Source organism: Marivirga arenosa (assembly GCF_030503875.2).
Lineage (GTDB): Bacteria > Bacteroidota > Bacteroidia > Cytophagales > Cyclobacteriaceae > Marivirga > Marivirga arenosa.
Genome location: NZ_CP129968.2, coordinates 2,783,402 through 2,796,673, shown reverse-complemented (window position 1 = coordinate 2,796,673; position 13,272 = coordinate 2,783,402). Strand labels below are relative to the sequence as shown.

The 13,272-nt window shown below is 32.2% G+C and carries 13 protein-coding genes; all 13 read right to left on the bottom strand.

Annotated features, from left to right (window positions below):
• Positions 1–696 (bottom strand): CoA transferase subunit A, encoded by a 696-nt coding sequence (locus QYS47_RS12055; protein ID WP_308356400.1) that lies wholly within the window; start codon positions 694–696, stop codon positions 1–3.
• A gap of 63 nt (positions 697–759) precedes the next feature.
• Positions 760–1,698 carry a bifunctional riboflavin kinase/FAD synthetase gene (locus QYS47_RS12050; protein ID WP_302124441.1) on the bottom strand — a complete coding sequence of 313 codons (939 nt, stop codon included), beginning with the start codon at positions 1,696–1,698 and terminating at the stop codon, positions 760–762.
• Complete coding sequence (gene truB, locus QYS47_RS12045; RefSeq protein WP_322346415.1) at positions 1,685–2,380, bottom strand: tRNA pseudouridine(55) synthase TruB; 696 nt, start codon at positions 2,378–2,380, stop codon at positions 1,685–1,687. Before truB ends, QYS47_RS12050 begins: the two co-directional genes overlap by 14 nt.
• Complete coding sequence (locus tag QYS47_RS12040; protein WP_322346414.1) at positions 2,377–3,174, bottom strand: undecaprenyl-diphosphate phosphatase; 798 nt, start codon at positions 3,172–3,174, stop codon at positions 2,377–2,379. Before QYS47_RS12040 ends, truB begins: the two co-directional genes overlap by 4 nt.
• Before the next feature lies 1 nt (position 3,175).
• A complete protein-coding gene (locus QYS47_RS12035) occupies positions 3,176–3,385 on the bottom strand; it encodes a DUF3098 domain-containing protein (protein WP_302124443.1) in 210 nt (69 codons plus the stop codon).
• A 9-nt stretch (positions 3,386–3,394) separates the two neighbouring features.
• Entirely contained in the window at positions 3,395–4,291 is an 897-nt protein-coding gene (locus QYS47_RS12030) for a cell division protein FtsX (protein ID WP_322346411.1), read from the bottom strand.
• 116 nt (positions 4,292–4,407) lie between these two features.
• Positions 4,408–5,286, bottom strand: a complete 879-nt coding sequence (locus tag QYS47_RS12025; RefSeq protein WP_322346409.1) for an anti-sigma factor — start codon at positions 5,284–5,286, stop codon at positions 4,408–4,410.
• A 5-nt stretch (positions 5,287–5,291) separates the two neighbouring features.
• Positions 5,292–5,837: an RNA polymerase sigma factor gene (locus QYS47_RS12020; RefSeq protein WP_322346407.1), complete on the bottom strand. Its 546-nt coding sequence runs from the start codon at positions 5,835–5,837 to the stop codon at positions 5,292–5,294.
• A 149-nt stretch (positions 5,838–5,986) separates the two neighbouring features.
• Complete coding sequence (pdeM, locus tag QYS47_RS12015; protein ID WP_322346405.1) at positions 5,987–6,646, bottom strand: ligase-associated DNA damage response endonuclease PdeM; 660 nt, start codon at positions 6,644–6,646, stop codon at positions 5,987–5,989.
• Positions 6,647–6,650: 4 nt separating this feature from the next.
• Positions 6,651–7,082 carry a DUF2147 domain-containing protein gene (locus QYS47_RS12010; protein ID WP_302124452.1) on the bottom strand — a complete coding sequence of 144 codons (432 nt, stop codon included), beginning with the start codon at positions 7,080–7,082 and terminating at the stop codon, positions 6,651–6,653.
• A 43-nt stretch (positions 7,083–7,125) separates the two neighbouring features.
• On the bottom strand, positions 7,126–9,552 hold the full coding sequence (locus QYS47_RS12005; RefSeq protein WP_322346402.1) for a ligase-associated DNA damage response DEXH box helicase: 2,427 nt from the start codon (positions 9,550–9,552) through the stop codon (positions 7,126–7,128).
• Entirely contained in the window at positions 9,545–11,146 is a 1,602-nt protein-coding gene (locus QYS47_RS12000) for an ATP-dependent DNA ligase (protein ID WP_322346400.1), read from the bottom strand. The genes QYS47_RS12005 and QYS47_RS12000 overlap by 8 nt, the downstream gene beginning before the upstream one ends.
• A 43-nt stretch (positions 11,147–11,189) precedes the next feature.
• Positions 11,190–13,121 (bottom strand): GAF domain-containing protein, encoded by a 1,932-nt coding sequence (locus tag QYS47_RS11995; protein ID WP_322346398.1) that lies wholly within the window; start codon positions 13,119–13,121, stop codon positions 11,190–11,192.
• Positions 13,122–13,272: the final 151 nt, after the last annotated feature.

The following is a 13,272-nucleotide window of genomic DNA, read 5'->3' as shown; positions in this document are numbered from 1 at the left end:
TTAAGATCTTACAGTTCTTTGTTCTATTCTTTTTTCATAATTTTTACCTTCGAAAATACGTTGCACGTATATTCCAGGAGTATGAATTTCATTAGGATCTAATTCACCTGCAGGTACTAATTCTTCAACTTCAGCAATAGTTATTTTACCAGCTGCTGCCATCATAGGATTGAAGTTTCTGGCGGTACCCTTAAATATTAAATTTCCAGCAGTATCGCCTTTCCAGGCTTTCACCAATGAAAAATCAGCTGTTAATCCAGATTCTAATAGATACATTTTACCATCGAACTCTCTAGTTTCTTTACCTTCGGCAACTTCAGTCCCAAAGCCTGCTGGCGTAAAAAATGCAGGAATACCAGCACCACCAGCTCTTACCCTTTCAGCTAAAGTACCTTGAGGTATAAGTTCTACTTCTAATTCACCAGAAAGAAGTTGCCTCTCAAACTCTGCATTTTCTCCTACATATGAAGAGATCATTTTCTTTACTTGGTGAGTTTTTAATAAAAGTCCGATACCAAAATCATCTACACCCGCATTATTAGAAATGCAGGTCAATCCTTTTACTTTACTATCTAATAATGCAGAAATACTGTTTTCAGGAATACCGCACAAACCAAAACCTCCTAACATCAATACTGCATTATCAGGTATGTCTTTTACTGCTTCACTAGCATTTTTAACTACTTTATTAATCATTTTTTATCTATTTAAAAGCTCCTGATTAAATGTAATCTTACTCTAAGTTAATTAATTTAATGGTTATTGAATATGCTGATTTAAGATTTGTATCGCATTTTCTTTATCTTTCGTTAGCTGGTCACTAAGTTCCTCTTTGGAGTTGAATTTTATTTCATCTCTTAACTTTTTTATGAAAGTAATTTTAATTTTCTCATCATAAATACTGTCATTGAAATCAAAAAGATTAGCTTCAATCCTTTTTGTTTTACCATCTACAGTAGGTCTGTACCCAATATTAAGCATTGCATGATAGGTTTTGTTTTTTACAGTTGCTAAAACTGCATAAGCCCCATCAGCTGGTATTAATTTATATTTCTCTTCAACATCAATATTCGCAGTTGCGAAGCCGAGTGTTTTACCGATTTTGTCACCACTCACCACTACGCCATTTATTTCATAATATCTACCTAAAAAATCATGAGCATGTTGTACATTTCCTTCTTCAACTGCATTACGTATTTTAGTCGAACTGATACCTACATTATCTATAGTTTGTTTTGATATTTCCTCAACATCAAAGCCGTATCGCTTAGCATTATTTTTTAAATGTTCAAAACCACCTTCTCGGTCTTTACCGAAACGATGATCATATCCAATTACTAATCTTTTGGTATGTAAAGCTAATATTATAATTCTTTGAATAAATTGTTCTGAGGTCCAGCGAGAAAATTCTTTAGTGAAATTTACTCTTACCAAATGATCTAGACCTAATTGCTCTAAAATCTCAGCTTTTTCATCAAAAGTGGTTAATAGTTTTAGGTGATCTGGATTTTTGCCTAATACATATCTTGGATGTGGCCAAAAGGTTACTAAAGCAGTTTCCCCATCAACTGATTTAGCCAAATCAATAATACGACTGATTATTTCTTGATGCCCGATATGAACGCCATCAAATGTACCGATGGTGACCACAGCATTTTTTATACCTTCTAAATTTTCATACCCGTCATGGACGATCATTGACGCTTGCTTTATGTTTTTCTACAAATTCACTCAGGTTTTCAGCATCATCAACTGAAAAGTTACCGATTTTTGTTCTTCTTAATTCTGATAAGTAAGCACCTACACCAAGTATCTCACCAAAATCATTTGCCAGGCTTCTAATGTATGTGCCTTTTGAGCAACTAACTCTAAACTTTACTTTTTGATTTTGAAAATCGATAATTTCAAACTCTTCAATATTTACCTTTCTCGATTTTAATTTCACATCCTTACCTTCTCGAGCTAATTCATATGCTCTTTTACCATCTTTTTTAACAGCAGAAAAAATAGGAGGGGTTTGTTCAATTTCACCAATAAAGTTTTCGGTGGCCTTTTTTAAATCCTCTAACGAAATATTTTCAGTTGACTTTTGGAATTCAGGTTCAGTTTCCAAATCATAGGAAGGGGTTGTATATCCAATAGTAAACTCTCCAGTATATTCTTTTTGTTGAGCTTGATATTTTTCAATAGACTTCGTCATCTTACCAGTACATAGGATAAGTAATCCCGTTGCTAAGGGATCTAATGTGCCTGCATGACCAATTTTCTTAACCTTTAAGGTGTATCTTAATTTTTTAACAACATCAAAAGATGTCCAATTTAATGGTTTATCAATAAGGAGTACTTTTCCCTCATTATAGCCATTTTGCTCCTCACTCATATTAACTGGCTTATTATAGCTATACTTCCAATGATCGCACAATAAATAGCGAAATAAAGTAATTTTCCTTCTTTAACAATTTTAATCATGGCTTTGCAAGCAAATAGACCAGCAAGAAAAGCCATTAAAAAACCTAGTAGTAAAGCAAGTGATGAAGTTTGACTTTCCACAGCGGGTTGTTCTAGGTAATCTAAAACTTTTAAGAAAGAAGCACCTAAAATCGGTACAAGGACCATTAAAAATGAAAACCTTGCTGCCTTCTCTTTATTAACCCCTATTAACAAGGCAGTTGCTATAGTAGCCCCTGACCTTGAAATTCCAGGAAGAATAGCGATAGATTGAGCTATTCCAATTACAAGAGCCTGCCAATAGTTTACATTTCCTCCTTCTTTTGATTTTACAGTTTCTGTAAATGCGAGTAAAACTGCTGTTACCAAAAGCATACTGCCAACCAAAAGTAAATTACCTGTAAAGAAGCTTTCAACTTGATCTTCAAAAAAGACTCCTATAATTCCAATTGGAATCATAGACAGCACTATTTTGGATACAAAATCATAAGATTCGTTCCATTTGAATTTAAATAGATCTTGAAAGATATTTCCAATGTCTTTTCGGAAAACTATTATAGTCGATAATGCAGTGGCAGCATGAACTAATACTGAAAATAATAAGCTTTCAGAAGTATGTGCGTTTAATAATACTGCTCCGATTTCTAAATGACCGCTACTGCTAATTGGTAAAAACTCAGATAATCCTTGGATGATACCAAGGATAATAGCTTCTAATACTCCCATTTTAGTGTTTAGGTCGCTTAAGAATTGCAAATATTTCTACTATGAAACCTATAAAAACGATTATAGGACCTAATGTAAGACCAAGAAATCCAAAACCATATTGTTCGGAATCTAATGTCATAATGATAAATCCTGTGATAAGAGTTAAAATTCCAGCAATCATTAAAATATAATTGCTTTTACCAAATGCTAGTTTCTTTTTCTCTGACATAAATATTATTTAATATAATTCATCTAAAGACATTGCCATATATTTTTGCATGGCTCTGTAAGTACTAAAAGTTGCAATGATAATACCGGTTAAAATTAATCCACCAAAAATTATCAATTGCATTTGTTGGTTTTGTAATTCTGCTAAACCTTCCAATTGCTCGCTACCATATGCTAATAATCCATACAATAAAGCTGCAGCAATTGTGGCAGAAACTATTCCATGTAAAATGGAACGATAAATAAATGGTTTTCTGATAAAACCTTTAGTTGCGCCCACAAGTTGCATACTTCTTATTAAAAATCTTTGTGAAAACAATGCTAATTTTATTGTATTGTTAATCAAAATACCGATCACAATAAATAGTAAGATTGAGATACTTAATAGCACAATACTAATTTTTGTGATGTTTTCATTGATACTTTGTACCATGTTATTGGTGTAAATAACCTCAAAAACACCGTTAATTTTCTCTATGTCTTTTTGTACTTCAAGCATTTTTTCAGAAGAATGAAAATCTGATGAGATTTTAACGATATACGCATCTTTTAGAGGGTTATCACCCAAGAATTCCATGAAGTCTTCACCAGTATCTTCAATAAATTTTTCAGCAGCTTCTTTTTTGGAAATAAATCTCACTGATTCAATATCTTCTCCCTTAAGAATATAAGCTTTTGAAGCTAATGATTTACTTATCCTTAACTGTTGCGGTTCAGATAAATTTGAATTTAAATATACTTGCATCTCCACATTTTGCTGAATCACTTTTGTTAGAGAGGAAGTGGTGGTAATTAAAAGTGCGAATAAACCTAGAATAAATAAGGCAAGCGTCATACTTAATATGACGCTTACAAAAGGATAGTGCCCAAGCTTTTTCTTCTTTCTATATTTTTTTTCTTTGCTCATAAATCAAAGCCCAAAAATAAGAATTTATTTATGCTTAGCTTATTAATTTGATATAAAAACAAAAAAGGCTTTCCAAAAATTGAAAAGCCTCATTTATTATTGTTTAAACCTAGTAGTTAATCTTCTAGAATTAGGTCTATTTCCATTTTTAATAATTCATCATCAAGTTTTGATAATGGTGTTATATCCGTTGTATTATCTTTTATAATAAATACATCCTGATTATAGCTTAGGAACAATTGTTTCCTTCCTTTATCATTTAACTCAATGATTTGGTAAGGCATCTTTTTGAAGTCCCCATATAAATAAAGCTTAGAGTTATAATATCTGTAATGGAAATTGTCTTGAGAATCAATTCCTTCAAATAATTGTATTTCAGTCTTGTCAGCTCTATTAAGCGCAATATCCTTACTAGAGATATTCTCTATTTCCTCTTCATTATGCTCAGAAAATATTTTGTCGTCTTCATAAGAAATTAAAGACTGTGGTTTTACCTTAGCAGTATTTTCTTTTCTCTCTTCTTCTTTAATTTTTTCTTCAACAAGCTCTATTGAACTTGGTTTTTCAGCTATATTTTTTGGAGTACTTGTGATTTCTCTTTGAACTGTTGGGATTTCATCAAATTTTGGACTTTTAAATTCCATAGCTTGAGCAACATTGATGTCAAGTGGTTTAATCACTTCATTAAAATTGTAAAGTGACCAATAAAGAACACTACCAAATAAAGTTACTCCAGTAATAGTGCCTGCTAGCCATTTAACTCCACTTCCACCTAAAACTCCAGCAGTTGTAGGTAAATCAATTGAAGCTAATCTTGATTTCAATTCTAGTTTTCGTGTATTAGCTATTCCTTGAATGATGTTTTTTTGTAAATCAAATTCAGCTTTTACTAGCGGATCAGATTCAATTTTTGCTTCAAGCATAGCTTTCTCATTAGGGGAGATAGTCCCCTCAAAATATGCTTCGATTAAGCGAAAGTAATTGATTTCACTCATAATTGTTAGTCTAAAAAGTCGCTGGCCTGATATCTTGATCTGATAAGATCATCCAGTCTTTTTTTACATTTATACCTTTTTGTTTTAGCTGTATCACTATTAGCCAGTCCCATTTTTTTAGCTATTTGATCCATTGACAGACCATCAAAATAGTGATAGTTTAATATTTGTTTACACGAGTCTCCTAATTCATTAATACATTCATGAATTATTTTAACCATTTCTTGATTTTCAAATTGGTTATGCTCGCTTTCTTCTTTATCGCTTTCTTCAAAATTTTTCTTTCTATCTAATTCTTTTCTCCATAAGTTCTTACATATACTAAATAAGTAAGTACTTATTTTTGAAGTTAGCGTAAATTTTTCATCCATTGCTTTTTGCCAAAATACAATTAAGGCATCTTGGAAGATGTCCAAAGCCTCTTGCTCTGAACCATTATTTCTGAGAACCATCCTAAGCATCATTTTATAATGCTGCTTGTAGAGATAATCTAAAGCAGATTCATCGCCTAATTTGATGCGGTTTAGTACTTGTTCGTCAGTTAATTTCATTTGTTAATACTTCTTAAGGCTTTTAGGTAACCCCAAGATTTTTAAATAATTATAATTATACGGAAAAAATTATAAATAATTGAATATAAAAACAGCGAATACATTACAATTCAATAGTTTCAGATAATTTGAAATTAATGAACGGAAAGTTAATGTTTGTTTAATTTTATTTCTTTAACCGAATTATTAAGTGTTACAAAAACAGTCTCTTCTTTTGAAGGACTGATTTTGGCTAATCCAGTTAATTTACCAAATGCAGGTAATATCAATTGATTTTTTTTATGATAAAAACAAGGTAGTTTTAGGTAGGATCTTCCTTTAGTTTTTATAGAAAGGCCTGGATGTATATGTCCGCAAAGATTAATATAACCCTCTTTTAGTTGAGATTTTATTAATGGATGATGACTTAAAATAAATGAATCTAATTGAAATGGCTCTTCTTCTATAATCAAAATACTTTGATCATAGATAGCTTTTGGAAGAATGTCATGATTGCCTTTAATAAGAATAAATTCAACTGTAGAATTACGATTTAAGAAATGATCAAATAGAGTCCATTCATGATTTAAATCGCTATGAAATAAATCACCCAAAAAGAAAACTCTTTTAGGGTGATACTTTTTAATTAAAGCTTCAAGTCTTGCTATTTCAGCGTCAATAATTCCAGTGGGAATAGCAATTCCAGATTTTCTAAAATGACTGGTTTTGCCTATATGTAAGTCCGCAATAAATAATACTTCTTTATCGGACCAAAAAATAACTCGGTCTTCTGAAAGTTCTAATTCTTTGCCTACTACTTTTAATATCAAATGATTAGTCTGCTTTTTTCCAAGTTTGAGTTCTATAGAAAAAGGCTACATATCCTCTTACTTTAAGATCATCACCCTCTCTCCAGATTACACAATCATAAGTTTTTCCATCTTCAGGATCAAGAATTTCACCGTCTTCCCATTCTTCATCATCTGCATCCCATTCCATATCACGAATGATTTCCATTCCTATGATTTTTTTATTTTTTCTGTCACCAGAACATTTATCACAAATAGGGTCCTGATCTTCATTAGGTTCGGTAAATATTTTTAAAATTTTTCCATAAAGCTCTCCATCTTTTTCATATATCTCAACAATACTTTTTTCTTTTCCTGTCTCATCATCAATTGTTTTCCACTTTCCAGTGACAACGGATTGTGATATTGCAGTGAAACTTATCCCTATAAATACTAATAGTAATGTAAATCTCTTCATTTTATTTTAAATATTACAGCCTTCAAATCTAAAGTTAAAATTATTAATTTTCTAATTGTATCTGCATTTTCGCCACTCTTTCTTCCAGACTTTCTGTTGAAAATTTTTCCCTTAATCGATCCACCATAATAGGGAATGCAAAAGGTGAGGGTTTTAAAGTTTTGTTATAAATTATTTTTTGTTGATTGATTTTCCGCATCGATTCAATTAATCTTTCTTCCTCCAATTGTTGCTCAACTACTTCTTTATGAGCTTGCTTTAACAACAGATTTTCAGGTTCATATTCAGTAAAAACATCATATAAAATAGAAGAGGAAGCTTGAATGTGTTTTTCCTTTATATTCTTTCCTGGAAACCCTTTAAAAATCATGCCCGATATTGAAGCTATATCTCTAAATTTTCTTTTAGCCATCTCTGTTTCATTTATTCCCAGCATAATATCTTCTTTAATATTGTTTAGTGAAAATAAGTCAAGTGATAACATTTCTTCAAAATCAAATTCTTCATCCGTGAGTAATTCAAAGCCATAATCATTCATTGCAATGGAAAATGTAATGGGTTGAGAAACACTTATCCTGTAGGCAATAAGTCCGGCCATTACCTCATGTATAAATCGCCCCTCAAAAGGAAATATGAATATGTGGAAACCTTCTTTTGATTTTACAGATTCTATTAACAATTCGTCTTTGTTTGGAATGACGGATAGTTCTAGTTGTCTATTTATTAGAGGTTGTATTGTAGATAATTCTATTTCATCTAATTGATTGTTTTTTATTTTTTCAAGTTTTTCCTTTATATGTAGTGACAGTTGTGAAGATAATGGCATTCTACCACCCATCCACTGGGGAATTAAGCCGGTTTTCCTTTTACTTTTCTTTACTTGAACTGTCATATCTTTTAGTCTAACATATTCCAATGCTTTACCAGAAAACCAAAAAGTGTCACCAACTTTAAGTTTGCTGATGAAATACTCTTCTATTGTTCCTAAATGACCTCCTTTTACATATTTTACATTTAATACCTGATCGCCTACTATGGTACCAATGGATAACCTATGGCGCATTGCAATTCTTCTGTTTGTCACTTTAATAAGGCCATTTTCTTCTGTAGTTTTTTGATATTCATCATAAGCTGATAAGCTTTTACCACCTGTTTTTAAAAAGTCTAATAACCAATTCCATTCTTTTTTGGATAAGTCTTGATAACAATAGATTTCTGTAATTTGCTTAAATAACTTATCTGCATCAAAACCATCACTTACTGCTAAAGTGGTCATAAATTGAAGCAGTACATCCAAAGCCATTTTAATAGGGATTCTAGCTTCGAAATCCTTTTGTTTAATGGCTGATCTTAAAGCCGCACCTTCAATTAGTTCTAAAGAGTGAGTAGGAAGGAAGTATATTTTACTGATTTCACCTGGCCTATGCCCACTTCTCCCAGCTCGTTGTGCAAATCTTGCTACTCCTTTTGGTCCACCAACCTGAATAATGGTATCAACTGGTCTGAAATCAACACCTAAATCCAAACTGGAAGTACAAACCACAACTTTTATCTGGCCAGAATGCAAAGCTTCTTCTACCCAAGTTCTGATTTGATTATTTAATGAGCCATGATGCATGGCAATAGCTCCAGCTAGATTAGGATCTTTATTCAGTAATTGTTGATACCATATTTCAGTTTGGGATCTCGTATTTGTAAATATTAAAGTAGTTTTATTCTCATTTATTATGGGTAGAACTTTATCAATGAGTTTTATTCCTAAGTGTCCCGCCCATGGATATTTTTCTACTTCATCGGGAAGTATGGATTCAATTTTTATTTCTTTATCAAGTTTTGCACTGATGAAAATACCATCTGAATTATTAGGTCCAAGCAATACTTTTTGAGCTTCAGGTAGATTACCTATAGTGGCTGAGATCCCCCATATTTTAAGTTTGCTTTTGCTGAAAGCTTTAAATGATGATAGAGCTAATTCTACCTGAACACCTCTTTTACTTCCTAATAATTCGTGCCATTCATCTACTACCAAGGCTTCAAGATTTTTAAAATAGCTGGTAGAATTTTTTTGACTCAAAAGTAGATGCAAACTTTCAGGAGTAGTGATTAGGCAATCAGGAGGGCTTGTTTTTTGTCGTTTTCTATCTTTAGTTGACGTATCACCTGTTCGTATTTCAATTTTCCAATCAAAACCAAAATCATAAGCAGCTTCGTGAATTGCAGATTGAATATCCTTTGAAAGTGCTCTTAAAGGTAAAACCCATAAAAACTTCAATCCCTTTTTTGGTTTTTTATTTAAGTTGGAAAGTAAATAGCCAATCCAGATTGCATAGGTTTTTCCACTGCCAGTTGGCGCATTAAGTAGGCCAGAATTACCATCAATGAAGTGTTTCCATGTTTCCAATTGAAAAGCAAAAGGGTCCCAACCTTTTTTCTTAAACCAATTAATTCCAGCTTTCAATTGATCATCCATATTTTTCTAATAATTCCTGTAAATCAATGAGTTTATTAGCTTCAGATATGGATTTGTCTTTTCTCCATCTTTTGATTCTTGGAAAGCGTAGAGCAATACCTGATTTATGTCGCTTTGATTCTTGAATGCCCTCGAATGCTATTTCAAAAACCAATGCAGGTTTCACAGTTCTGACAGGACCAAACTTTTCTTTTGTATTTTTTTTGACAAAAGAATCAACTTTTTTCATTTCGGCATCTGTCAGTCCAGAATAGGCTTTAGCGAAAGGTATTAATTCATCCTCATGCCAAACAGCCAATGTGTAATCTGAATATAAATCTGCTCTTCTGCCATGTCCTTTTTGGGCATAAATCATTACGCCATCTATAGTTAATGGAGCAATTTTCCATTTCCACCAGCTTCCTCTTTTTCTACCAGCTTCATAAACGGAATCTAGGTTTTTTAGCATAATGCCTTCAGTTTTTACTGAACGAGATTTTTTTCTAATCTCCTCTAATTCACTCCAATTATCAAACCTTAAACTTTCAGAACTGATTAGCCGACTATCTGATGTTTGCTGAATGATATTATCTAATTCAGCTTTTCTAGTATTAAGTGGTCGATTTCTATAATCCAGCCCGTTAAACTCAATTAAGTCGTAACTGATAAAAACAACAGGAGCCTTTTTTAATAGATTCTTAGTGACATTTTTGCGTCCAATCCTTGTTTGTAAAACTGCAAAAGATAAAGGTTCGCCATTTTCAAATGCAGTGATTTCTCCGTCTAGAACAGTACCATTTGGTAATTGGTTGGCCATCTCTTTTAGTTCTGGAAATTTATCAGTGATTAACTCTTCCCCTCTGCTCCATATGAAAACTTCCTCCTTTCGTTTAATGATTTGGCCTCTTATACCGTCCCATTTCCATTCTGCTTGCCATTCTTCCGGTTTTAGCTTTTCTTTTATTTCATTGGTTTCAATTGGGTGTGCCAAATAAAAAGGGTAGGGCCTTGATGCTAAATCTTTGCTATTTTCTTCAAATATCAGTTCTTCAAAACTTAATTTTTCTGGAGACCAATCTCCCATTAATCTGTGAGCAATAATAGTTTTATCTATATTGTAAGTTTCACTAAGTGCTTTAGTAATTAAGTTTTGAGATACACCAACTCGCCAGCCACCTGTCATGATTTTTGTGAATACAAATCTCTCTTGTTGATCTAATTCTTGATAAAGAGTATATAATACTTGTTTTTTTTCAATCAGATCTTCATTTCTGATTCTGTTCAAAGTGTTGATATAATAGGTGAGGGGTTTATCCTCAGCATTAGATTTACAATCTATATTAGCCAGTAGAAGTGAGATTGTTTCAGCTAAATCACCCACTACATGATAAGATTCCTGAAAAAGCCATTCAGGTATGGAGGTCCATTCCATTACCCATGCTTTTAGTAAGGATGTTTTGACTGCTCTTTTGGGTCTACGATGAGTAAAAAGTGCCAAAGTCCATATTTTATCATGGTCCTCAGCCCTTTTGAAATAATGCTTTAGCGCCTCAACTTTATCGTTTGTCTTGTTGGTTTGATCTAATGCCGTAATGAGTTTCGAAAATTCTTTCAAGGCTATAGCTTTAAAGAATTATAACCAGCATTAAATTATAATGTTATTGAAAATTCTCTTTCTTGATGAAAATACACGCAATTTTAGCAGTATTACCTGATTCATCAGAAACTGGAATACAATGAGCAATAATAGGAATTTCATTACCGCTTTTACCAATTAAAGTGCCAGAAGCACTCAATGACATGCTGTCTGTAATTTTATTCCAAGTTTGTGTCCAATCAATATCTTCATCATATATGATTAGCCTCTTTCTATCTAAACCTATAATTTCGTCATTACTCCAACCTGTTTGAATTTGTAATTGATTATTGATATCTAAAATCTCACCCTCTTTATTAAATTCAGCTACCATAGTTGAAACGCGAACTCCTTGATTAAAGGCCCCCATTTCTTTACTTTGCCTCTCCATTTCCTCTTGAGTAGCTTCAAGCTCTTCAGCATTTTGTCGCATTTCTTCTTCTTGAGCTTGTAATTGTTCTGCCTTCATTTGAGACTCTTCAAGAAGCTTTTTAGTTTCTAATGATACTTGAAGGCCTTGAATAGTTGAGGCAATACTTTCACCCACTTTATCAATGAAATTCATATGATATTCTTCATATGGTTGGAATGATGCTAATTCAATTATTCCGAATATTTCTTCATTCAATTTCATTGGGCTAATTAAAATGTGAGTAGGGGATGATTCACCTAAACCAGATCGGATGCTAACATAATTTTCAGGTATTTCAGATAAATAGATGTATTCTTTTTCTAAATAACATTGTCCAACTAAACCTTGACCAGGAGCTAATTCTTTTTCAATGAATTTTTGTCGATGGTAGGCATAAGCTCCCTTAAGAATGATTTTAATATCATTTTCATTTTCTTTATCAACAATAAATAATGAACCTTGAATAGAATCCGTATATTCTACTAGTTCAGATATTAAGCTGGATGAGAGATCCTCTATACTGCTATCATTTTTACGTAGAATATCCCCAAATTTTGCAACTCCCTCATTAAACCAAACTCTTCTTTTATCCTGTTCCGCAACGGTTTGCAGTTTATTGCGCATGTCGGCTAAAGACTGACCTAAATGACCTTCGTTATTAAAAACAGATATTTTCGTATTGAAATCACCTTTACCAACTTCTTCAGCAAATCGGGTTATTCCCTTTAAATTAAATATTAATTCATTGATACCTTTGATAATGGAATTCATTTCATCTTCCGATTCTTCTAAATTATCTGGAAGATTACCTTTAGAAAGTTCTCTAATATTTGATTTTAGGAAGTTTATTCTTTTCAGAACTGATCGAATAATAAATACAGCTATAATGCTACTGATAATAGAGGCTATTATGAATTCAATTATAAGCATTAAAGGAATGTTTCTTTCTGCGTCTTGAATATCTTGAATAGCTTCTTGCTCAGCCATTTGTAATCTATCTTGAATATTTTCTCTTAAAAAAGTTAAATGTAAGATATCGTCTATCGTTGAATCACTATTCAATATTGAATAGTTAAGATTATCAATAGCTTCTTTTTGGGTTTTCTTTATTTTTGGAAGATGTTCTTTCAGCTCTTCCGTATAAGTGATTACATTTTTGTCTCCATATTCTCTTACTAAGCTATCGAGTTCATCAACTTTAGGGTATAGTTCATCAGCCCACCATCTTTCTAGGTCATTTTTGTAGAAATCATCTTCTGTACTGACGTAACGAAAGGTTAAAATAGTGGTTAAATCAACCAATTGTTGAACCTCAGCTACTAGCGTATTACTGTTTTTATTTAAAGCAATTAGATTTTTACCATCCTCAATTTGGTTTTTCCAAGCTCTGTTGCTGCTTACTAACATAATCAATGCGAATGCACCAATTATAATAAAACCTATAGAAATTCTGCCTTGAAGGGTTTTAAAATCAATTCGAACGTAATTTTTAATATTAAGCTTTCTGTTCTGTTCTTGATTTCGAGAATTTTTATCCGCCATTTGATTACTTTTTCTAATGCTTCAATTAATTAGCAAAATAGAAATGATTTACTGTAAATACAATAAAAGGTAAGTGAATTGATTTCAGAATTCAGAAAACAATTTTAACAAAAAAGGTTAGTTGGATGACCAACTAACCTTTCACAAATCA